We start from the raw sequence: 22,526 nt of genomic DNA, 5'->3' as shown, positions 1-22,526 counted from the left end.
GGCCTTTTTCGTCAACAAACTGAGATCCACCAACGGACCCAAGCCACGCCGCCCGGGCGGGGCCCCACTGCCAGAGATCAGTAATCAGTACACCGAATCCTCGCCCTCGGGCCGCGTCTTGAAGCGCTTGTGCACCCAGTAGTACTGCTCGGGCATGGTGTCGATCACGGCCTGCAGCTCGCGGTTCATGCGCACGGTGTCGGCCTCGGCGTCGTCGGTGGGGTAATCAGCCCAGGCGGGCGAGACCTCGGCCACATAGCCTGTGGGCGTCATGCGCGAATACACGCCCACCACCTTGGCCCGCCCCAACCGCGCAAAACGCGACAGCGAGGGGATGGTGGCCGCCGTCACGCCATAGAACGGCACAAACAGCGAGTCGTTGCGGCCATAGTCCATGTCGGGCAGCAGGTACAGCAGCCCCCCCTTGCGCAGGCTGGAGATGATGGGCTTGACGCCATCGGCACGGTTGAGCATGCGCACGTCGCCAAAACGCTGCCGCCCGGCCATGAACCAGGCATCCACCGCCGGGTCGGGGTGGGTGGCAAAAATCGAGGTGAAGGCGCGCTGCGTGTTCAGCGGCAGCGCCAGACCGCCCGCGTCCATGCCGTAGAAATGCGGCGCGAACAGGATTGTGGGCGTGTCGCCCTCCAGCTCGTGCACCGCGCCCGCGAGGCGCACGCGCTGCTCGACCACCGCGCGCGGCGCGGCCCAGAGCCAGCTGCGGTCCAGCCAGGTCTGGCAGAACACCACAAAGTTGGCCCGCGCCACGGCGCGGCGGCGCGCCTCGGTCCAGTCGGGGAAACACAGCGCCAGGTTGCGCAGCGCCACCTTGCGCCGCCGCACCACCAACACGTACGCCACCTGCCCCAGCACCCAGCCCATGCCCCGCAACACCGGCAAGGGCAGCAGCGCCAGCACGCTCATGAACCACACGCCCAGGCGGCCGGTCATGCGGCACCCCCGGCAACCGGCTCAGCCGGTGCTGCTTCCCCCCGCGGCTGTTTGTAGCGGCCATAGCCCCACAGGTACTGCTCGGGGCACTGGCGGATGAGGTGTTCCATGGCCTGATTGATCTGCAGCACAGCCGGGTCCATCTGGTCGGACAGCGGCTGCGCCAGGGGTTCGAAATGTGTGATGTAGCCCCGCCCCCAGGGCAGGCGCTCGCAGCGCACCAGCACCACGGCCGCGCCGGTCTGCTGCGCCAGGCGCGCGGCCAGGGTCATGGTGTAGGCATCGCGGCCAAAGAACGGTGCCCACAGACCCTGCCCCTCGGGCGGCACCTGGTCGGGCAGCAGGCCCACGGCCTCGCCCCGGCGCAGGGCCTTGATCATCTGGCGCACACCCGCCAGCGTGGTAGGCACGGCCAACATGCCGGGGCGATTGCGCGCGGTCTCCATCACCTTGGCCAGCCAGGCCTGGCGCGCGGGGCGGTACAGCACGGTGATGGGGCCGCGCTCCGCACTCCAGCGGCGCGCAGCGGCCTGGGCCGACAGCTCGAAGCACCCTTGGTGCGGGGTCAGGAACACGATGCCCCGCCCGGCCGCATAGGCCTGCTCCACACAGGCTTCGCCCGTGATGGCACAGGGCATGGTGGCACCCATCCACAGGCGGGGCAGCTCGGCCACCATGCGCCCGGCATGGGCCACTGCGGCCCGCACGGCGCTAAACGGATAGCCCGCCAGCGCCGAATTGGCGAGAAAGCGGCGCCGGTAGGTGGGCGACGCACAAAACGCCACCCAGCCCATGGCAGCACCCATGGCATGCAGCAACCACAGCGGAAACGCGGAAAAGAATCGGAAGACGACTGGCATTAAAATAACGGGGTCGCTGAGTTAAATGAGCAACTTGCAGGGCGACGTTAAAAAAATCTGCTAAAGCGTTCGCCAGATCTCCTTCGGGGTGAGGGCAACGCCCCAAATGCCGGAACACAGGAGTTTATTCAAATGGCGAACGACTTTCTCTTTACCTCGGAATCCGTCTCCGAAGGCCACCCCGACAAGGTGGCCGACCAGATCTCGGACGCGATTCTCGATGCGATCTTCAAACAAGACCCCCGCAGCCGCGTCGCCGCTGAAACGCTGACCAACACCGGCCTTGTCGTGCTGGCGGGCGAGATCACCACCAACGCCCACGTGGACTACATCCAGGTGGCGCGCGACACCATCAAGCGCATCGGCTACGACAACACCGACTACGGCATCGACTACAAGGGCTGCGCCGTGCTCGTGGCCTACGACAAGCAGAGCAACGACATCGCCCAGGGCGTGGACCACGCGAGCGACGACCACCTGAACACCGGCGCCGGTGACCAGGGCCTGATGTTCGGCTACGCCTGCGACGAAACGCCCGAGCTGATGCCCGCGCCCATCTACTACGCCCACCGCCTCGTGGAGCGTCAGGCCCAGCTGCGCAAGGACGGCCGCCTGCCGTTCCTGCGCCCTGATGCCAAGAGCCAGGTGACGATGCGCTACGTGGACGGCAAGCCCCACAGCATCGACACGGTGGTGCTCTCCACCCAGCACCACCCCGACCAGAGCGAAACACAGACCAAGATGAAGGCCAGCTTCACTGAAGCCGTCATCGAAGAGATCATCAAGCCCGTGCTGCCCAAGGAATGGCTGCAGAACACGCGCTACCTGATCAACCCCACCGGCCGTTTCGTCATCGGCGGCCCGCAGGGCGACTGCGGCCTCACGGGCCGCAAGATCATTGTGGACACCTACGGCGGCGCCTGCCCCCACGGCGGTGGCGCGTTCAGCGGCAAGGACCCAACGAAGGTGGACCGCTCGGCCGCCTATGCCGCCCGCTACGTGGCCAAGAACATCGTGGCCGCTGGCCTGGCCCGCCAGTGCCAGATCCAGGTGGCCTACGCGATCGGCGTGGCCGAGCCGATGAACATCACGGTCTACACCGAAGGCACGGGCGTGATTCCGGACGACCAGATCGCCAAGCTGGTGCGCGCGCACTTCGACCTGCGCCCCAAGGGCATCATCCAGATGCTGGACCTGCTGCGCCCGATCTATGAAAAGACCGCAGCCTACGGCCACTTCGGCCGCGAAGAACCCGAGTTCAGCTGGGAAAAGACGGACAAGGCGGCTGCGCTGCGCGCAGCAGCGGGCCTGTAAAGGCCCCGAGCGAAGCGAGCTTATCCGGCTTTCGGCGCAGGCTCATATCGCGCAGCGATGTGAGCGCAGGCCAAAAGACTGACAAGGCTGCTGCGCTTCGCTCTGCAGCCGGGCTGTAAAGCCCTCCGCGCGTTAGCGCGGTATCGGTCTTCGGACGCAGTTCATATCGCGCAAGCGATGAGAACGCAGACCAAGGAAATGAAGAAAAGAAGCCGCAACGCCCCGCGCGTTGCGGCTTTTTCTTTTTTGGTCCATCCCCCTAGGCGGCACTCTCCTACACCCGCGCCCAGCCGCTGCTGACTGCGGCAGCCGCGGCCGGTCCGTATTGTTTCTGCACGCCCTGTCGCAGCCCACGCGGCGCGACAGCCCACAGAGCTGAAACGGACACCACCAACATGCCCGACACCACGACGATCTTTGAAGCCTTGCGCGCAAGCCACGAACGCCAGCGCGCGCTGTCCACCGCGCTCACGGACACCAGCGGAGACAGCCCCGAGCGGCGCGCGCTGTTTGACGAACTCAAGACCGAACTGGCCGCCCACGCGCTGGCCGAGGACCGCCACTTTTATGTGCCACTGATGGCGCACGACGCTGGCATCGACCTGTCGCGCCACGCGATCGCGGAGCACCACCAGATCGACGAACTGGTGGAATCCCTGCAAGAGACCGAGCCGTCAAGTCCCGCATGGCTGCCGCTGGCCAGGAAGCTGGCCGACAAGGTGGAACACCATCTGCAGGAGGAAGAACACCGCTTCTTCCAGATGGCCGGGAAGCTGCTGACGGAAAAGCAGAAAACTGCGCTGGCAGCGAGCTACCGGGATGACTATGAAGACGCCAAGGCCACTCCGGCCTGATGAGCAGCTTCTCGCAAGCTCAGGCCGCCCCTTCAGCCTGCACCACACAATTGCGACCGCTGGACTTGGCCTTGTACAACGCCGTGTCCGCGCGCTTGATGAGCGCATGGCTGTCTTCCTTGTGGTCCCAGGTGGCCACGCCAAAGCTGGCGCTCACATGGCCCACGGCGTCAAACGGCACACCCGCGATGCGGGCCCGCACGGCCTCGGCCATGGCCATGGCGGCATCCACCGGGGTTTCCTTGAGCAGGATGATGAATTCCTCGCCGCCAAAGCGGGCCGCACAGTCCGACGAACGCAGCAGCTCGCGCACACGCAGCGCCGTGTTCTTCAACACCACATCGCCCGAGTCATGCCCGAAGGTGTCGTTGATGCGCTTGAAGAAGTCGATGTCGAACATGACCACCGACAGCTGGCTCTTCTTGACCCGCGTCTCGGCCATGTCGGCCTCCAGCCGCTCGAAGAAGCGGCGGCGGTTGACCAGGTCAGTGAGGAAGTCCTTGGTCGCCAGGTCTTCGAGCTTGGCGTTGAGCCGCGCCATGGGCTCGATCACCAGCGACGACAGCGAGAGGTTGAGCACCACAAACAGCAGCGCAAAGCTGGCCACCAGCGCCGCCATCACGGTGTTGAAAGTCTGGCGCGCCTTCTCCAGCGGGAAGTACATGGGCACCTTCACCACCTGGATGCCCACCGTCTCGTTCATGCCCCAGCCAAAGCCGTTCTTGTCGCCATAGACCTTGAGCATGGTGGGCGGCGCCACGGCCGGCGTGCTGTGGCAGGCCATGCACTGGGCCTGCTTGATCGTGATGGGCCGTGCCACGTACATGGCACGGTGCATGCCCTCGCCCACCTCACCGGTCACCTCTTTCTTCAGATCGGCGCGGCCTTCGCGGAAGTCGCTGATGATGCGCTCTTCCCACTCGTTGGCCCGGTCGCGGAGGTTGGTGGGGTTGAGCACCGCCTCCTTGTATTCGTAACCCGGGAAGCGGCTCTGCAGGCGGCGCAGCGTCTCCGTCGCTGCGTAGGCGGGCACGGTCTGCGGCAGGAATTTTTCGGCCAGCGTCACGTCCAGGTGGGGCTTGACCAGCTCGGTGGTGTAGTCGCGGATGGCCATGGCGGCGTGCATCATGATCTGCGAGTTGTGCTGCACCTCCTCGATGGCCGCTTGCTGCAGAAAGCGGTGCACATAGGCGCCTGCGCCCAGCACCGCCAGCAGCAGCACCGCTGCCAACACCAGATTGAATTTGAGCCGCAAAGACATGGATCACCCTCAGGCACCAGCGTCGCGCTGGCTTGTTATTGGCGAGGCGGCGGCGCTCCCCCTGGCCTGCGCCGCGCACCCACCGTTCGTGGGACACAAAGTTTGCGTTTGTGCCAGATTTGGGCGCGGCGGTCCAATCTTTTGTGCGTGTGGAGCCCGCGCTACAACCCCCTGGCACTGAGCGACAGCTGCCGCCGGTAGGCCGGGCGCACCCGGTACAGCTGCGCGGGGCGGTGCGCGCCGCCCGTCTGCAAGGCGCCCACCACGGGCTCCAGCATGGCCAGCTCGTCCACCTTGCGGCGAAAGCTCACCTTGTTGACCGGCTCGCCCAGCACGGCCTCGTACACCGCCTGCAGCTGCGGCAGCGTGAACGGCTCGGCGCAAAGGTGAACGGGCAGCGACGAATACTGGCTCTTGCTACGCACGCGCAACACGGCGGTGTCAACGATCTGGCGGTGGTCAAAGGGCAGCGGCGGCAGCGCATCCACCGCCACCAGCTCCACCCGCCCCGCAGCCTGCGCCAGCACGGCAGAAGGCACCAGGGCGCAATAGGCCACGGCCACCGACCAGCCACGCGGGTCGCGCACCGCCCCCGTGAAGGTGGCCAGTTGCTCCAGGTAAGGGCTGTCCAGCCCGGCTTTATCGCGCAGCACCCGCACGGCGCTGGCCTGTGCGTCCACATCGTCCTGGGCATGGATGTAACCACCGGGCAGCGCCAGCGCCTGGGCAAAGGGCTCGCGCTCGCGGCGCACCAGGGCCACCTTCAGCGTGGCCTGCTCCAGGGTCAGCAGCACCACGTCCACGGTACAGATCACGGCGGGAATGCTGTCGGAGGTCATGTGGCGAGGTAGTTCATTGCAAAGTTGAACGAACAAGGCTACCACCAGGACAGATTGCGGCAAAGCATTCCGAGACTATCGAAGCCCTGCAGCCCCGAAACATCCGCTTGCAAACCACTTAGTTGCAAACTTGACTTAACAAAACTACACTGCACCCACAGCGAAGGAGAAAGACCATGGCCACACGCACCACCCAGCTTCTGGTGATCGACCCCCAGAACGATTTCTGCGACCTGCCTGCCAGCCGTTGCCCCGCAGGCCACGCGCCCAGCCTGCCCGTGGCGGGCGCCCACGCAGACATGCAGCGCCTCGCGGCCTTCATCCGGGCACAGACTGGTCAGCTCGACGCCATCACGGTCACACTCGACTCACACCAGCGCTTCGATATCGCTCACCCCGGCTTCTGGCAGACCGGTGCGGGAGCGGAAGTGAAGCCCTTTACCCCCATCACTGCGGCCCAGGCGCGCACGGGCGAGTTCGCGCCGCGCAACCCCGCCGCCCTGCCCCGCACGCTGGCCTACCTGGACGCACTCGAAGCCCTGGGCCGCTACACGCTCATGGTCTGGCCTGTGCACTGCGAGATCGGCAGCTGGGGCCACGGCATCCACGCCGATGTGCTGGCCGCCTGTGGCGACTGGCAATTGCAGCGCCAGCGCGCCGTGGGCAATGTGTTCAAGGGCACCAACCCCTGGACGGAGCACTACAGCGCCATCGAGGCCGAGGTGCCCGATGCGGACGACGCCAGCACCGCGCTCAACACCGCCCTGCTGCTGTCGCTGGGCCAGGCCGATGTGCTGCTGATTGCGGGCGAGGCCAGCAGCCACTGCGTGCGCTCGACCACCGAACACATCGTGCAGCACCTGCCGCGCCTGGTGCCCGGCTGGCAGGCCAGCCGCATCGTGCTGCTGACCGACGGCATGAGCCCCGTGGCGGGATTTGAAGCACAACACCAGGCGTTTCTGGATGCGATGCGCGCCGCAGGCGCACAGTTGGGAAACATGAGTGAAATTGGCCTCTAGCGCCTGGCCATCCTCCCCTGATAGCTATAAATTCAGGAGCAAACCATGCAACCCGTCATCACCAGCCTGCTCGATACCGACCTCTACAAGTTCACCATGTGGCAGGCGCTGCTGCACCGGCATCCACAGACGCAGAGCGAATACCGCTTTGTCTGCCGCAACCAGCCGATCTACCCGCTGGCCGAGCTGCTGCCCGAAGTGAATGCCGCGCTGGACCACCTGTGCACGCTGCGCTTCAGCGAAGACGAGCTGGCCTACCTGGGCAGCCTGCGCTTTATCAAGAGCGACTTCATCGACTTTCTGCGCATCTTCCAGTTCCAGCGCAGCTTCGTCCGCGCCTGGGCCGAAGGCGATCAGCTGCACATCGTGGCCCAAGGCCCGCAGGTGCATGTGATGGGCTTTGAGATCTTTGTGCTGGCCATCGTGAACGAGCTGTACTTCCGCCGCTTCGACGCCACCGCAGCCCTGGCCAGCGGCCGCGAGCGGCTGGCAGTCAAGGTGCAACAGCTGCAGGACCTGGCGCAGCAGGCCACGCTGCGCCACCCCTTCGAGCTGTTCGACTTTGGCCTGCGACGCCGCTACAGCGGCGCGTGGCAGCGCGAGGTGGTGCAGACCTTTGCCACGCAAGCGCCGCAGTGGTTCAAGGGCACCAGCAACGTGCTGCTGGCGCGCGACCTGGGTCTGGTGCCCATCGGCACCATGGCGCACGAGTACCTGCAAAGCTACCAGGCGCTGGGCGTGCGCCTGCGCGACTTTCAAAAGGCGGCGCTCGAAGACTGGGTGCAAGAGTACCGGGGCGACCTGGGCATTGCACTGACCGACACCGTGGGCATGGACGCCTTCCTCGACGACTTCGACCTATATTTCGCCAAGCTGTTCGACGGCCTGCGGCACGACTCGGGCGACCCGGTGGCCTGGGGCGAGAAGGCGCTGGCGCACTATGCCAAGCTGCGCATCGACGCACACACCAAGCGGCTGGTGTTTTCTGACGGCCTCACGCTGACCAAGGCGCTGGCGCTGTACCGACACTTTGGCGACCGCACGCAGCTGGGCTTTGGCATCGGCACCCACCTCACCAACGACATGGGCGATGCGCCGGAAATGAAGCCACTCAACATCGTGATGAAGCTGGTGCGCGCCAACGGGCAGCCGGTAGCCAAGCTGTCGGACACGCCGGGCAAGACGCTGTGCGACGATGAAACCTATCTCGCGTACTTGCGCCAAGTCTTCAACGTTGGGGGCTGAGTGGCTGAGAAAACTCTCCTGGCGTCGTTGTTCAGCCTTGCCGTACCTCCGGTACTGTCTGCGACTGAACGCCTAGCCAGGACCGCTTCGCTGAGCTTTTCAGCCACTCCGACGCGCCCTGAAGCATTCAAGGAAAAAGAAACATGCTCCGCATCACCATCGCCCAATTGAATTTCACCGTTGGCGACATCGAGGGTAACGTGGCCCGCATGGTGGCAGCCGCCCAACAGGCCGCCCGCGAGCAGTCCGACCTCATCGTGTTCAGCGAGCTCGCACTGTGCGGCTACTACCCCGGCGACATGCTGGACGAGCCGCCCTTCCTGCAACGCGTGCAGGACGGCCTGGCGGCGCTGCAGCAGGCATCGGCCGAGCTGCCCTCGCTGCACTGGGTGGTGGGCGCGCCCACGCCCACCACAGGCCCGGGCAAGCGCCTGCACAACAGCCTGCTGGTGCTGCAAGGCGGCACCGTGCGCCTGCAATATGCCAAGCAGCTGCTGCCCACCTACAACATCTTTGACGAGCGCCGCCACTTCGAGCCCGGGCCGGACGTGGCCAAGGTGCTGCGCATCGGCAGCGCGCAAGTCGGGTTGCTGATCTGCGAAGACGGCTGGAACGACCACGGTGCCGACTACGCCACCAACCCCTTCGAGCGCCTGCGCGATGCTGCGCCCGACCTGGTCATCAGCATCAACGCCAGCCCCAGCCACGTGGGCAAGCGCGAGCAACGCCACCAGATCTTTGGCGGCTCGTCGCGCCGCCACGGTCTGCCCATCCTGTATGTGAACCAGGTTGGCGGCCACGACCAGGTGGTGTACGACGGCGCATCGTTCGCGGCCGAACCCGAGGCAGGCATCGTGTTCGAGGCGCCACGTTTTGTAGAGGATGTGCGCACGCTGCGGTTTGACAACGGCCACTTCCTCACCGCCGACGGCCAGGCGCCAGCGCGTGTGCCTGCCGAGGGCCTGCCCACCATGGAGTTCTACCGCCAGCAGATCCTGCTGGGCCTCAAGGACTACGCACGGCGCTGCGGCTTCAGACAGGTGGTGGTGGGCAGCTCGGGTGGCATCGACAGCGCGCTCACGCTGGCATTGGCTGCGCAGGCGCTGGGGCCCGAGAACGTGGTGGGCATCACCATGCCCTCGCGATACTCCAGCAGCGGCTCGGTTGATGACTCGGTGGCGCTGTGCCAGAACCTGGGCGTGCAGCTGCACACGCACCCGATTGCCGAGCTGGTGGCGGGCTACGCGCAGCAGTTTGAGGGTAGCTTCGGCCAGCCGCTGCAGGGTCTGCCGCTTGAAAACCTGCAGGCCCGCATCCGCGGCACGGTGCTGATGGAATACTCCAACGCCTTTGGCCACCTGCTGCTCACCACAGGCAACAAGAGCGAAATCTCGGTGGGCTACTGCACGCTGTATGGCGACACCAATGGCGGCCTGGGGCTGATTGGCGACCTCTACAAGACGGAGGTGTTTGCCCTCTCACGCCATGTCAACGAACAAGCGGGGCGCGCGCTGATTCCGCAGGCCATCATCGACAAGGAGCCGTCGGCCGAACTAGCCCCCGGCCAGCGCGATGTGGACAGCCTGCCACCCTACCCCGTGCTGGACGAAGTGCTCAAGCTGCTCATCGAGGGCGAGCGCCTGTCGGCGGCCGAACACCTGGCCGCGCAGGCCTTTGTGGCCCAGCTGCAGGCCGACGACGCCGGGCGTGCCCTGGTGCAGCGCGTGCGCATAATGGTGGCGCGCAACGAATACAAACGCCGCCAGGCCCCGCCCATCCTGCGGGTGCGGCCGCGCGCGTTTGGCAGCGGACGCCAGATGCCCATCGCCGCAAAGTATGTGTGACAACCCCCTGAGCCGCTTCGCGGCTTCCCCCTTCTCTCACGCTGCGCGCGGGAAGGGGGACCACGCCAGCGCGGCGGGGCGGCCCTTGCGCGGCGTCCGCTGGCGGGGGCCGCGCCGGTACCCAGCGGCGCGTCTCATTCCCCAAAGGCAATCACTACTAAAATCGTAGCTATAAGCGCATGATGGACGCGCGCAAACGGCCAAAAAAGCTCAGAATTTCGGAGACCCATGTACGACACCGCCCTCCTCATCGGCCGCTTTGAACCCGTGCACAGCGGCCACCTGGCCCTGCTGCACGAGGCCCTGCGCGTGGCGCCCCAGGTCATCGTGGTGGTGGGCTCGGCCTGGCAGGCCCGCTCGCCCAAGAACCCCTTCACCTGGCAAGAACGCGAAGCCATGCTGCGCGATGCGCTGCCCGCCGCCGACCGCCACCGCATGCGCGTGCTGCCCGTGCGCGACTACTACAACGAAGCCGTGTGGGTGCAGGCCGTGCGCCAGGGCGTGGCGCAGCACACGCAGCCCGGCGCCCGCATCGCGCTGGTGGGCCACTTCAAGGACGCAACCAGCAGCTACCTGCGCTCCTTCCCCGGCTGGGCGCTGATCGACCTGCCCCGCCAGGGCAGCATGGACGCCACCACCATCCGCGACGCCTACTTTGGCGCCACGGCCGCCACAGTAGGCAAAGCCCTGGCGCCGCTGGCTGCGCAGATTCCGCCCGGCACCCTGGCCCAGCTGCAGGCCTTTGCACACACACCGCACTATGCCGCGCTGCAGGAGGAATGGCGCATGCTGCGCGGCTACCGCCAGGCCTGGTCCGCAGCGCCCTACCCGCCCGTGTTCGTGACGGTGGACGCCGTGCTCCGCTGCCAGGACCATGTGCTGCTGATCCGCCGCGCCCACGCGCCGGGCAAAGGCCAGCTGGCCGTGCCCGGCGGTTTCATCGAGCAGCGCGAAACCGTGTGGCAGTCCTGCCTGCGCGAGCTGGTGGAAGAAACCCATTGCCACCTGCCCGAGGCCCACATGCGCGCCGCGCTGCAGTCGGTAGCCGTGTTCGACCATCCCGACCGCAGCCAGCGCGGCCGCACCATCACGCATGCACACTACTTCGACCTGGGCGATGCGCCCTTCCCGGTGGTGCAGGCCGACGATGATGCGGCGCTGGTGCAGTGGACCCGCATCGACGAGCTGGCAGGCATGGAAGAGGCATTCTTCGAAGACCACTTCCACATGCTGGACCACTTTCTGGGCTTGACCGGCTTGGTCACGCCCCGCCCCTGACGCAACAAAAAAGGCAGGGCGAACCCTGCCTTTGCGAATGCCCAGCGCTGGACTCACGCCACGCGGAACTGCCCCACGGTCTGCGACAGCGCCACGGCCTGCTGGCTGAGTGACTGGGCTGCCGCCAGGGCCTCCTCCACCAGCGCGGCGTTCTGCTGGGTGCTCTGGTCCATCTGCGAGATGGCCTGGTTGACCTGGGCGATGCCCGCGCTCTGTTCGCCGCTGGCGGCGCTGATCTCGGCGACCATGGTGGTAACGCTTTTCACACCCGCCACCACCTCGCCCATGGTGGCGCCCGCCTGCTCCACCAGTTGCGTGCCCACGCCCACCTTGGCCACGGAGTCGTCGATCAGGCCCTTGATCTCCTTGGCCGCCGCCGCACTGCGCTGGGCCAGGCTGCGCACCTCGCTCGCCACCACCGCAAAGCCCCGGCCCTGTTCCCCCGCGCGCGCGGCCTCCACCGCCGCATTCAGCGCCAGGATGTTGGTCTGGAACGCAATGCCGTCGATCACGCTGATGATGTCCACGATCTTGCGCGAGGACTGGTCGATGGAGCCCATGGTGCCCACCACCTGCTGCACCACGTCACCGCCGCGCACGGCCATGTCGGATGCGGCACGCGCCAGCTCGTCGGCCCGTTTGGCGTTGGCGGCGTTCTGCTGCACGGTGGAAGTGAGCTGCTCCATCGAGGCCGCCGTCTCCTGCAGCGCGCTGGCCTGCGACTCGGTGCGTGCCGACAGGTCGCCATTGCCTGCAGCAATTTCGGAGGAGGCGGTGTTGATGGAATCGGTGCTGTCGCGCACCTGCTTCACCAGGTGCGAGAGGTTGTCGCGCATGGCGCGGATGGCGTGCAGGATGCTGGTGGTGTCGCCAGGCAAGGTCTGCACCTCCACAGCCAGGTTGCCCTCGGCAATCTGGGTGACCACCTCGGCCGCGTACTGCGGCTCGCCGCCGAGCTGGTGCACCAGAGTGCGCAGCATCTGCCAGGCCATCAGCGCCACGATGAGCATCAGCACTGCGCCAATAGACAGCAGGATGGCGGTGTTGCGCCAAAAAGCGTTTTCGATGTCGTCCACATAGTCGCCAAAGCCGATGATCCAGTCCCAGGGCTCGAACTTGATGATGGCGTAGAGCTTGTCCACCGGCTCCTTGGCGCCGGGGCGCGTGCCAGGCGCTGTCACGGTGCCCACCGTCACGCCCTGCAGCGCGGCGCGGTAGCGCACACCCGCCTCCTTGCCCCCCTTTTCATCGACGATGCCGATGCGCTTGGGGTTGGGGTGCATGTAGTTCACATCGTTGGTAAAACCACGGACAAAAAAGTATTTGTCCTTGTCCACAAAGCTGCCGATGGTCTGGGTGGCTTCCTTGATGGCGTCTTCGCGCGAGAGCGCGCCGCTCTTTTCTTTTTCGTGCGACTTCTGGGCGGCCGCGTGGGCCAGCACCACCAGGTTGGAGAGCTGCGCCGTGCGCTCTTTCATCATCGACTGGTAGAGCGTGGTGAGCGCCATGGCCGACAGTACGACCAGGCCCAGGAGCGTGGCGGCGCACAGCCACAGGATGCGGGTTTTGAGTTTCATGGGGCAGCCCTCTTCGCGGAAAACAAAAATTACAAACCACCGGAAGATACAACGCCACCCATACCCTGCGGGCGCGCCGCCCCACTGCGCGCCCGATCAGGCGCCCGCCCGCTCCAGCATGGCGTGCAGCAGCACGTTGCACCCCGCCTCGATGTGCTCGGGTTTCGCGTCCTCGATCTCGTTGTGGCTGATGCCGTCCTTGCAGGGGATGAAGATCATGCCGCTGGGCGCGAGCTTGGCCATGTAGACGGCGTCATGCCCCGCCCCTGAAACGGCCGGCATGTGGCTGTAGCCCAGCTTGGCGGCAGCGCGGCCCACGGCCTCCACGCACTCGGGCTGGAAGAGCTGCGCGGGGTAGCTGGACACCATCTCGATGTGCACCTGCACGCCGTGCTCCTTGGCCACCTGGTCGGCAAAGGCCTTGACCTCGGCGGCCATGGCGTCCACCAGTGCGTCCGTGCTGTTGCGCAGGTCGATGCTGAACTTGACCCGGCCGGGGATGACGTTGCGGCTGTTGGGGAACACCTGCACCATGCCCACCGTGCCGCGCCCATGCGGCGGGTGACGGTGGGCGGCTGCCACCACGTCTTGCATGATGCGCGTGGCGGCCAGCATCGCGTCCTTGCGCAGGGCCATGGGCGTGGGGCCCGCGTGGGCCTCCATGCCGGTGACGGTGCAGTCGAACCAGCGGATGCCCAGCACGCCGCTGACCACGCCAATGGTCTTGTCGTTGTCTTCCAGCACCGGGCCTTGTTCGATGTGGGTCTCGAAGTACGCGCCAATGGGGTGGTCGCCCGGCTCCTGGTCGCCGATGTAGCCGATGCGTTCCAGCTCGCCCTTCACGGTCTTGCCCTCGGTGTCGGTGGCTGCGTAAGCGTGCTCCAGCGTGAAGGCCTTGGCGAAGACGCCGGAGCCCATCATCACGGGCACAAAGCGGCTGCCTTCTTCGTTGGTCCAGAAGGCGACTTCGATGGGGGCTTCGGTTTCGATGCCGTGGTCGTTCAGCGTGCGCACCACCTCGATGCCCGCCAGCACGCCGTAGTTGCCGTCGAACTTGCCGCCCGTGGGCTGGGTGTCGATGTGGCTGCCGGTCATGATGGGCGGGAGGCTGTTGTTGCGGCCGGGACGGCGCATGAAGCCGTTGCCGATCTTGTCGATGGTGACGGTCATGCCTGCGTCACGCGCCCAGCGGGTCACGAGGTCGCGGCCTTGTTTGTCCAGGTCGGTGAGGGTGAGGCGGCACACGCCGCCTTTGGGGGTGGCGCCGATCTGGGCCAGCTCCATGAGCGAGTCCCACAGGCGCTGGCCGTTGATGCGCAGGTTTTCGATGTTGGGTTTGACTTTGGTGTCCATGGTGTTCTCCAGATGCATTGCAGCGGTTAGCGCGCCACCGCCGTGGGGGCCAGGTCCTGCGCGCGCTTTTGCACGGCCTGAAAGTTGGCGCCAAACGCAGGGCGCTTGATGTAGCGGCCCTGGCCCTGCTCGGCACGCAGGTCGCCGTTGGCAAACACCACGCGGCCCTGGCTCACGGTGTGGCTGGGAATGCCACGCACGGTGCGGCCTTCAAAGATGTTGAAGTCGCCCTTGCTGAACTGGGTCTTGGCCGAGAAGGTCTTCGTGCCTTGCGGGTCCCACAGCACCAGGTCGGCGTCAGCGCCTTCGCCGATGTAGCCCTTGCGCGGGTAGATGTTGAACAGCTTGGCGGCGTTGGCCGAGGTGATGGCCACAAACTCGCTGGGCGTGAGGCGCCCGGTGTTCACGCCGCCGTCCCACAGCGCGGCCATGCGCTCCTCCACGCCGCCGGTGCCGTTGGGGATCTTGGCGAAGTTCTCCTTGCCCATGGCCTTTTGCGCGGCGCAGAAGGTGCAGTGGTCCGTCGCCGTGGTGTGCAGCTGGCCCGACTGCAGGCCGCGCCACAGCGCCTCCTGGTGGCCCTTGGGGCGGAAGGGTGGGCTCATCACATAGGCGGCCGCCTTGGCAAAGTCGGGGTCGCGGTACACGCTGTCGTCCACCAGCAAGTGGCCCGCCAGCACCTCGCCGTACACGCGCTGGCCGCGCGCACGAGCGCGGGCAATCGCGTCGGCCGACTCCATGCAGCTCACGTGCACCACGTAGATGGGCACGCCCAGCACGTCGGCAATGGCGATGGCGCGGTTGGCGGCTTCGGCCTCGACCATGGGCGGGCGCGACAGCGGGTGGCCCTCGGGGCCGGTGATGCCCATCTTGGCGACCTCCTGCTGCAGCAGGTACACCAGCTCGCCGTTTTCGGCATGCACCGTGGGCATGGCGCCCAGCTCCAGCGCGCGCTTGAAGCTGTTCACCAGGGTTTCGTCGTCGCACATGATGGCGTTCTTGTAGGCCATGAAGTGCTTGAAGCTGTTCACGCCCTCGTCCTGCACCAGCGTGCCCATGTCGGCGCGCACCTGCTCGCTCCACCAGGTGACGGCGACGTGGAAGGAATAGTCGGCCGCCGATTTTTCGGCCCAGCCGCGCCACTTGCGGTAGGCGTCCATCAGCGGCTCATGCGGGTCGGGGATCACGAAGTCGATGATGCTCGTGGTGCCGCCGGCCAGCGCGGCGGCCGTCCCGGTGAAGAAGTCGTCCATGGTGACGGTGCCCATGAACGGCAGCTGCATGTGGGTGTGCGGGTCGATGCCACCGGGCAGCACGTACTGGCCGCTGGCATCCAGCACCTGCGCGCCTGCGGGGGCCTGCGCCGCAGCCCCATCCCCCACGGCCACGATGCGGCCATCGACGCACAACACATCGGCGCGCTGTTCACGGTCGGCGTTGACCACGGTGCCACCGCGGATCACAAGGGCTTGGCTCATGGGGGTCTCCTTCAAGGGGTACAGAAAAAAGGCCCCGCGCTGGCACCAGGCCCAGGCAGGGCGAAGGGGGTTACTTCTTCTTCGCGGTCAGGTAGTAGTAGGTACCTGCCACGGCCAGGCTGAAGAACCAGCCCGAGTCGAACAGCGTGAGCCAGATGGCAGGCATGCCCGCCTTGTCCACCACGCCCGACACGGCCAGATAGCCGGGCAGGCACGGCAGCACGCCCAGCGCAAAGGCGATGAGCGCATGGAGGTTCCAGCCGTTGCTGTACTCGTACTCGCCGCCGCGCGTGTACAGGTCGTCCACCTTCAGCTCGGCTTTGCGCACCAGGTAGTAGTCCACCAGCAGGATGCCGGCGATGGCGCCCAGCAGCGTGCCGTAGCCGCCCAGCCAGGTGAAGAGGTAGCCGCCCGACGTCGCCAGGATCTTCCAGGGCATGAACACCAGCCCGATCAGCGCAGCAATGATCCCGCCCATGCGGAAGCTGATCTTGGAGGGCGCGCACTGACTGAAGTCGTACGAAGGCGACACCAGGTTGGCCGCCACGTTGGTCGTCAGGTTGGCCAGCAGGATCACCAGCAGGCCCAGGCCTGCAGCCACGCTGCCCATCTGCGTGAGCAGGCCGTCAGGGAACAGCTGGGCCTTGCCATACAGGATGGCCGATGCCGAGAAGCCGATCACGCCCACCATGGAGAACAGCGCCATGGGAATCGGCAGGCCGATGGCCTGGCCCACGACCTGGTCCTTCTGCGACTTGGCAAAGCGCGTGAAGTCCGGGATGTTGAGCGCGAGCGTGGCCCAGAAGCCGACCAGGCCCGTCAGCGCCGCCCAGGTCTTGGGGCCGCCCTCGACCACCTTGGCGGGCAAGTTGAACAGCTGGCCCGAGGGCACCTTCATCATCAGCACCACCACCAGCAGCACCGAGGCGCCGATCATCAGCGGCGCGGCAATCACCTCCAGCAGGCGGATGGATTCAGGCCCCTTCCAGATGAACCAGATGTGCACCGCCCAGAACGCCAGGAAGCACATGAACTGCGAGGTGCTGATGGTCTGCCCATCGGCCGGCCCCGCGAGGTTCATGCCCAGGATGTTCAGGAACCCGTGCAGCGCCAGCGCGCCAAAGTAGCAGTTGATGGAAAACCAGCCGCACGCCACCAAGCCGCGCAGCACGGCCGGCAGGTTGGCGCCTTTGACGCCGAACGACGCGCGTGCCAGCACAGGGAACGGCACACCGTACTTCGGCCCCACGCGCCCGATGAGCACCATGGGCACCAGCACGATGCAGTTGGCCAGGAACACCAGCCACACCGCCATCTGCCAGGTGAAGCCCTGGTCCAGCATGGAGCTGGCCATGGTGTAGGTGGGCACGCACACCACCATGCCCACCCAGAGCGCGGCAAAGTCCTTCCACGTCCAGTGTCGCTGCGCGGCGGTGGTGGGGAGCAGATCTTCGTTGGCGAGCGTGTTGGTTGCTGCGCCGGGCATGTGCCCCGCCACGTGGGCGGCGCCGCCGGTACTGTTGGTCATGCCTGTACTCCTCTTGTCAAAGACGTCGTTGGGGTTGCACACAACCCACTGTCTGCCGGTGCGCCCTCACGCTGGCAGACGGCGGGCAAAAGAAGCGAGCGATGCTATCGGTCACGCAAGAACTGCACCAGATGCAGTGCAACACACCCTGTTGTGAATGCGCAGCATCATGGCCCGCTTCTGTCACGCAGCCACCCGCTGCGGGTTGTTGGGGTGCGTGGTCCAGTTGGCGTATTCGGCGGGCACGGGCTGGCCCGTGCGCTGGTCCACCTCGCCCGGCGCCAGCGCGCGCATGGTGATGCATTCGGGCACGGGGCAGATGGACACGCACAGGTTGCAGCCCACGCACTCGGCTTCGTTGATCTCGAACTTGCGCACGCCGCCGTCCTTGGTGAAGGTAATGGCCTGGTGGGAGGTGTCCTCGCACACCACGTGGCAGCGGCCGCACTGGATGCAGGCATCCTGGTTGATGACGGCCTTTTCCACGTAGTTGAGGTTGAGGTTCTTCCAGTCCTTCACCGTGGGCACGGCCTGCCCCTTGAAGTCTTCGAGCGTGGCGTAGCCGTGCTCGTCCATGAAGTTGGACAAGCCATCGCACATGTCCTGCACGATCTTGAAGCCATAAACCATCGCGGCCGTGCACACCTGCACCGTGCCGCAGCCCAGCGCAATGTATTCGGCCGCATCGCGCCAGGTGGTGATGCCGCCAATGCCGCTGATGGGCAGGCCGGCGGTCTGCGCGTCACGCGCAATCTCGGCCACCATGTTGAGCGCAATGGGCTTGACGGCCGGGCCACAGTAGCCGCCGTGCGAACCCCAGCCGTCGGTGCTCGGGCTCATCACCATGCGGTCGAGGTCCACACCCATGATGGAGTTGATGGTATTGATGAGCGACACTGCGTCCGCACCACCCGCCTTGGCAGCGCGCGCCGGGTGGCGCACGTCGGTGATGTTTGGCGTGAGCTTCACAATCACGGGCAGCTTGCTGTAGTGCTTGCACCAGGCCGTGACCATCTGGATGTATTCAGGCACCTGGCCCACGGCCGCGCCCATGCCACGCTCGCTCATGCCGTGGGGGCAACCGAAGTTGAGTTCGATGCCATCGGCACCCGTGTCTTCCACCAGCGGCAGGATGTTTTTCCAGCTCTCTTCCACGCAGGGAACCATGAGCGAAACGATCATCGCGCGGTCCGGCCAGTTGCGTTTGACGCGTTTGATCTCTTCGAGGTTGGTGTGCAGCGGCCGGTCGGTGATCAGCTCGATGTTGTTCAGGCCGATCACGCGGCGGTCTTGCGACATGAGTGTGGAGTAGCGCGGGCCGTTGACGTTGACCACCGCCGGGTCTTCGCCCAGCGTTTTCCACACCACGCCGCCCCAGCCCGCCTCGAAGGCGCGGGTGACGTTGATCTCTTTGTCGGTGGGTGGTGCGGACGCGAGCCAGAAGGGGTTGGGACTTTGGATGCCCAGAAAATTGCTGCGAATGTCTGCCATGGGGTGCTCCCGTGAAAACTGGGGTGGAAGGGTTCAGGCCGCTTCAGGCCATCTCAAGCCATCAGTGCGGCGTGGATGGAAACAGCGGCAACCTTGCCGTGCTCCACCGCCTCCACCGTGAGGTCGCGGCCGCCCACGCGGCAGTCGCCACCGGCCCATACACGCGGCAGGCTGGTCTGGCCCTCTGCATCGGTGGCAATGCGCCCGCCCTCCAGTGCAATGCGGCTGCCCACGGGCTCGGCCACAAAGGTCTGGCCGATGGCCTTGAGCACCATGTCGGCTTCGAGCGTGAAGGTCTCGCCGGTTTCCACCAGCTTGCCCCCGCTCAGCGCCGTGGCGGCAAAACGCACACCCTTCACCGCGCCGTTTTCGCTCAGTACCTCTTTCGGTGCAGCCCAGTGGCGGATGGTCACGCCATTCGTCTGCGCCCATTGCTGCTCCACGGCCGATGCCGACATGGCCTCAGCACCCCGGCGGTAGACGATGGCCACCTCTTCCGCACCCAGCTTGCGCGACTGCACGGCGGCATCCACTGCCGTCATGCCGCCACCAATCACCACCACGCGGCGGCCTACAGGCAGGGCGGAGAGGTCGGTGCTCTGGCGCAGCTCGGCAATGAAGTCCACCGCATTGCGCAGACCAGTGGCCGTAGGCTCGGCCACGCCCAGCGCGTTCACGCCCTGCAGCCCCAGTCCCAGGAACACGGCGTCATAAGCACTCAGCAGGCTGTCGAGCGTGATATCACGGCCCAGTTGCTGGCCGGTGCGCACTTCAATGCCGCCGATGGACAACAGCCACTCCACTTCCTTCTGCGCGAAGTTGTTGGTGGTCTTGTAACTGGCCAGTCCATATTCGTTGAGGCCGCCGAGCTTGGGCCGCGCCTCGAACAGCACCACGTCATGCCCGCGCACGGCCAGGCCATGCGCACAGGCCAGGCCCGCAGGCCCGGCGCCCACCACGGCCACACGCTTGCCGGTGGCCGCTGCGCGCTGGAACAGCGGAGCCCCGGGCTGGGCAAAGAAGGCATCGGTGGCATAGCGCTGCAACGAGCCAATCTCTACCGGCTTGTCTTCGTTGGTGTTACGCACACAGGCCTGTTCGCACAACACCTCGGTGGGGCACACACGGGCGCACATGCCGCCCAGCGGGTTGGCCTCCAGGATGGCGCGGGCCGCGCCCCGGTTGTTGTCCTGCGCAATGCGGTGGATGAACGAGGGGATGTCGATGCCCGTGGGGCAGGCCGTGGCGCAGGGGGCGTCGTGGCAGTAGTAGCAGCGCTCGGCCTCGATCAGCGCCTGCGCCCGGGTGAGCGGCGGGTGCGCGTCGCCAAAGTTGACGGCGTAGTCGGCCAGGTTCAGGCGTGCGGCATGAATGCCGCAGGCACGGCTTGCAGGTGTGTCCATCAGGTTTCCTCCGAGAGGGTGAGGGTGGGGGTCTGGGCGCCCATGGGGCGTGCAAGCGCACGCCGCGCAGCGCTGGCGCGCCAGTCAGTGGCGCCAACCAATGCGGCACCAGCATGGGTGCTGGTACCCGCAAACTTCGGAGGTTTCATCATGGTCCTCGCTGTGGGGTGCAGGTGCCCGCTGCTTTGGTGCAGCGGTGCCCTGCGTTGTGGGTCAATTTACCAACGTGTAAAAATTTACCAATTGGTAAAATCCCTAGAGCAAACCGCGTGCCAGCCCCACGCCAGAGATTTGCCAGTTTTTGGGCCCTGGCTTGTTCCACAATGGTGCAATGACTGCTGCCGCCCGCCCGCCCCAAGCCCCCTCCCCCCTCCGTACGCCCCGATCCCCCCGGGTGCAGCGCACCGCCCCCGGCGACGAGGTAGCGCCCCGTGCACCCAAGGCCTCGCGCCTGGCCAAGGAGCAGGGCATCCTCACCGAGGCCGAGAACCACTTTGCACAGTTCGGCTTCGAGGGCGCCTCGCTGGAGAACATTGCCGCCGCTGCGGGCATCAGCCGCCACAACCTGCTGTATTACTTCCCGAGCAAGGAAGCGCTGTACCAGCGGGTGCTGGACGATGTGCTCACCCAGTGGCTGGAGGGTATGGAAGATTTGTCGCACAGTGACGACCCCCAGCAAGCGCTGCGGCGCTACATCCGCGCCAAGCTGCACTACTCACGCACCCGGCCCCAGGGCGCCAAGGTGTTCACCAAAGAGGTGATTGCGGGTGCACCACGCTATGGCACGGCCATCACCGAGCGCGTGGCGCCGCTGCTCAAGACCGAAGTGCGCACCTTCGAGCGCTGGGCGCGCGAGGGCCGCATTGCCAAGGTCAACTTCACGCACCTGATGTTCATCATCTGGTCGGTCACGCAGGCGTATGCGGAGCAGGAAGCCCAGTTCGCCCTGCTGCTGGGCAAACCCGCGCTGACGGAGCGCGACTACGAAAAGGCCGAGGAGCTGATCGTGCGCATGGTGCTGAGCGCGTTGTTGCCTGATGCGGTGGGCTGAACGGGTGGCGATGCATCGAGCCCAGGCGCGTCCAGATTTCAATCACTACATATTTGATAGCAAAAAAACCAATATGGTCGCGCGGAAACGGCCTATTTTTCTCATGATGCGCCCACTATCACCGGCGGCGCATTGAGCCACTGGCAGGAAGGGTCCGCGCCGACAACCCATGCCCGGCCGCATCAGCCCTGTTATTGCTGCCACAGCACATCCAGCACATGCTGGGTGGCGCGCTCCACGCCGCCTTCGCGGTGGGCAATGCCCAGCGGCCGCCACAGCGGGCGCTGCAGGGGCAGCATGCGGATGCGCGGGTCCAGCGGCGCAGCGGTTGCTGCCTCATGGGGCAGCAGCGTGGCGCCATAACCGGCGGCCACCAGGCTCTTGATGGCATCGTTGTAGTTGAGCTGGATGCGCGCCCGGGGGTGCTCGCCCGCCTGGGCAAACCATTCCTTGCACAGGCGCGACAGGCTGGTGCCCTCGTCGTTCAGGATCAGCGGCTGGCCCGCCAGCCAGCAGGGCGTGGCACGCCGGGGCGATGCCCAGGCCGATGGCACAAAGGCCATGACCGGATCACGCCGCCATGGCAGCACCACCACCCCGCGCACGGCAGGCTGCGGCAGGGCCACCAGGCCAATGTCCAGCGTCCCGCTGGCCAGGCGCTCCATGGTTTCTGGCGACGTCAGCACCGCCACCTGCACGTCAACGCCCGGGTGGTGCTGGCCCAGCACCTCCAGCGCCTGCGGCAGCAGGTGCGCAATGGCGCCGGTGGATGCGCCCAAGCGCACCCGCCCGGCCAGCCCCTGCAACTGGCGCTGCACCAGATCCAGGGTTTCGTCCGCATCGGCCAGCAGGCGCCGCGCGCGCTCGACCAGCGCCTCGCCCACGCCCGACGGCCGCACCTCGCCGCGCTTGCGCACCAGCAGGGGCGCGCCGATGTGGGCCTCCAGGTCGGCGATGTGCAGGCTGACCGTGGGCGGCGCCAGGTGCAGCACGCGCGCGGCTTCGGCAAAGGAGCCGAGGTCGGCAATCGTGACCAGGGTGCGCAGCCGGTCAAGGTTGAGTTCGCGCATAACGTTCAGTAAACCTGATGCTGATGTTTGTGAAATTCAACTTTTCAAAGTTTAGACCGGCACCGAAGATTGCGCATCCCCCACACCCGCTCGTTCATCCCGCCGTGGAT

General features: G+C 66.1%; 19 protein-coding genes. 7 read left to right on the top strand and 12 right to left on the bottom strand.

Annotated elements, in window-relative coordinates; genetic code table 11:
• Positions 1-84: 84 nt before the first annotated feature.
• Both CBY09_RS03425 and CBY09_RS03420 read right to left on the bottom strand, forming a co-directional pair.
• Positions 85-951 carry a lysophospholipid acyltransferase family protein gene (locus CBY09_RS03425; RefSeq protein ID WP_094286450.1) on the bottom strand — a complete coding sequence of 289 codons (867 nt, stop codon included), beginning with the start codon at positions 949-951 and terminating at the stop codon, positions 85-87.
• A complete protein-coding gene (locus tag CBY09_RS03420; protein WP_094286448.1) occupies positions 948-1,811 on the bottom strand; it encodes a lysophospholipid acyltransferase family protein in 864 nt (287 codons plus the stop codon). The genes CBY09_RS03425 and CBY09_RS03420 overlap by 4 nt, the downstream gene beginning before the upstream one ends.
• A gap of 132 nt (positions 1,812-1,943) precedes the next feature.
• Between CBY09_RS03420 and metK the strand changes: the two genes are divergently transcribed.
• The gene (gene metK, locus CBY09_RS03415; RefSeq protein ID WP_094286446.1) at positions 1,944-3,125 is read left to right on the top strand and encodes a methionine adenosyltransferase; all 1,182 of its coding nucleotides are present in this window, start codon (positions 1,944-1,946) and stop codon (positions 3,123-3,125) included.
• Positions 3,126-3,520: 395 nt separating this feature from the next.
• Positions 3,521-3,979 carry a hemerythrin domain-containing protein gene (locus tag CBY09_RS03410; protein WP_094286444.1) on the top strand — a complete coding sequence of 153 codons (459 nt, stop codon included), beginning with the start codon at positions 3,521-3,523 and terminating at the stop codon, positions 3,977-3,979.
• A 19-nt stretch (positions 3,980-3,998) separates the two neighbouring features.
• Here the strand turns inward: CBY09_RS03410 and CBY09_RS03405 are convergent, their stop codons facing one another.
• The gene (locus CBY09_RS03405) at positions 3,999-5,240 is read right to left on the bottom strand and encodes a diguanylate cyclase (protein WP_094286441.1); all 1,242 of its coding nucleotides are present in this window, start codon (positions 5,238-5,240) and stop codon (positions 3,999-4,001) included.
• Positions 5,241-5,401: 161 nt separating this feature from the next.
• Complete coding sequence (locus CBY09_RS03400; RefSeq protein ID WP_094286439.1) at positions 5,402-6,079, bottom strand: NUDIX hydrolase; 678 nt, start codon at positions 6,077-6,079, stop codon at positions 5,402-5,404.
• 176 nt (positions 6,080-6,255) lie between these two features.
• On the opposite strand from CBY09_RS03400, the gene CBY09_RS03395 reads away from it, so the two are divergent.
• The 4 genes from CBY09_RS03395 to CBY09_RS03380 all read left to right on the top strand — a co-directional run bounded on the left by CBY09_RS03395 (position 6,256) and on the right by CBY09_RS03380 (position 11,465).
• Complete coding sequence (locus CBY09_RS03395) at positions 6,256-7,098, top strand: cysteine hydrolase family protein (protein ID WP_094286437.1); 843 nt, start codon at positions 6,256-6,258, stop codon at positions 7,096-7,098.
• Between the two features lie 45 nt (positions 7,099-7,143).
• A complete protein-coding gene (pncB, locus tag CBY09_RS03390; protein WP_094286435.1) occupies positions 7,144-8,343 on the top strand; it encodes a nicotinate phosphoribosyltransferase in 1,200 nt (399 codons plus the stop codon).
• A gap of 143 nt (positions 8,344-8,486) precedes the next feature.
• Positions 8,487-10,187 (top strand): NAD+ synthase, encoded by a 1,701-nt coding sequence (locus CBY09_RS03385; protein WP_094286433.1) that lies wholly within the window; start codon positions 8,487-8,489, stop codon positions 10,185-10,187.
• A 228-nt stretch (positions 10,188-10,415) separates the two neighbouring features.
• Complete coding sequence (locus CBY09_RS03380) at positions 10,416-11,465, top strand: bifunctional nicotinamide-nucleotide adenylyltransferase/Nudix hydroxylase (RefSeq protein WP_094286431.1); 1,050 nt, start codon at positions 10,416-10,418, stop codon at positions 11,463-11,465.
• A 53-nt stretch (positions 11,466-11,518) separates the two neighbouring features.
• Here CBY09_RS03380 and CBY09_RS03375 read toward each other — a convergent pair whose 3' ends face one another.
• The 7 genes from CBY09_RS03375 to CBY09_RS23810 all read right to left on the bottom strand — a co-directional run bounded on the left by CBY09_RS03375 (position 11,519) and on the right by CBY09_RS23810 (position 20,444).
• Entirely contained in the window at positions 11,519-13,042 is a 1,524-nt protein-coding gene (locus tag CBY09_RS03375; RefSeq protein WP_094286429.1) for a methyl-accepting chemotaxis protein, read from the bottom strand.
• A gap of 96 nt (positions 13,043-13,138) precedes the next feature.
• Positions 13,139-14,395: a Zn-dependent hydrolase gene (locus CBY09_RS03370; RefSeq protein ID WP_094287953.1), complete on the bottom strand. Its 1,257-nt coding sequence runs from the start codon at positions 14,393-14,395 to the stop codon at positions 13,139-13,141.
• A 26-nt stretch (positions 14,396-14,421) separates the two neighbouring features.
• Positions 14,422-15,873 carry a dihydropyrimidinase gene (hydA, locus tag CBY09_RS03365; protein ID WP_094286427.1) on the bottom strand — a complete coding sequence of 484 codons (1,452 nt, stop codon included), beginning with the start codon at positions 15,871-15,873 and terminating at the stop codon, positions 14,422-14,424.
• 70 nt (positions 15,874-15,943) lie between these two features.
• Positions 15,944-17,401, bottom strand: a complete 1,458-nt coding sequence (locus CBY09_RS03360) for an NCS1 family nucleobase:cation symporter-1 (protein ID WP_094286425.1) — start codon at positions 17,399-17,401, stop codon at positions 15,944-15,946.
• A gap of 183 nt (positions 17,402-17,584) precedes the next feature.
• Positions 17,585-18,892 (bottom strand): NAD-dependent dihydropyrimidine dehydrogenase subunit PreA, encoded by a 1,308-nt coding sequence (preA, locus tag CBY09_RS03355; protein ID WP_094286423.1) that lies wholly within the window; start codon positions 18,890-18,892, stop codon positions 17,585-17,587.
• A gap of 53 nt (positions 18,893-18,945) precedes the next feature.
• The gene (locus CBY09_RS03350; protein WP_094286421.1) at positions 18,946-20,295 is read right to left on the bottom strand and encodes an NAD(P)-dependent oxidoreductase; all 1,350 of its coding nucleotides are present in this window, start codon (positions 20,293-20,295) and stop codon (positions 18,946-18,948) included.
• Positions 20,295-20,444 carry a hypothetical protein gene (locus CBY09_RS23810; protein ID WP_165773863.1) on the bottom strand — a complete coding sequence of 50 codons (150 nt, stop codon included), beginning with the start codon at positions 20,442-20,444 and terminating at the stop codon, positions 20,295-20,297. Before CBY09_RS23810 ends, CBY09_RS03350 begins: the two co-directional genes overlap by 1 nt.
• Before the next feature lie 182 nt (positions 20,445-20,626).
• Between CBY09_RS23810 and CBY09_RS03345 the strand changes: the two genes are divergently transcribed.
• Positions 20,627-21,346, top strand: coding sequence for a TetR/AcrR family transcriptional regulator (locus CBY09_RS03345; RefSeq protein WP_240515569.1), 720 nt, complete (start codon positions 20,627-20,629; stop codon positions 21,344-21,346).
• A gap of 191 nt (positions 21,347-21,537) precedes the next feature.
• Here CBY09_RS03345 and CBY09_RS03340 read toward each other — a convergent pair whose 3' ends face one another.
• On the bottom strand, positions 21,538-22,416 hold the full coding sequence (locus tag CBY09_RS03340; protein ID WP_094286417.1) for a LysR family transcriptional regulator: 879 nt from the start codon (positions 22,414-22,416) through the stop codon (positions 21,538-21,540).
• Positions 22,417-22,526: the final 110 nt, after the last annotated feature.

This window comes from Acidovorax kalamii, assembly GCF_002245625.1.
Lineage (GTDB): Bacteria > Pseudomonadota > Gammaproteobacteria > Burkholderiales > Burkholderiaceae_C > Acidovorax > Acidovorax kalamii.
The sequence above is the reverse complement of the archived record's forward strand: the minus strand, read 5'-3'. Positions and strand labels throughout refer to the sequence as shown.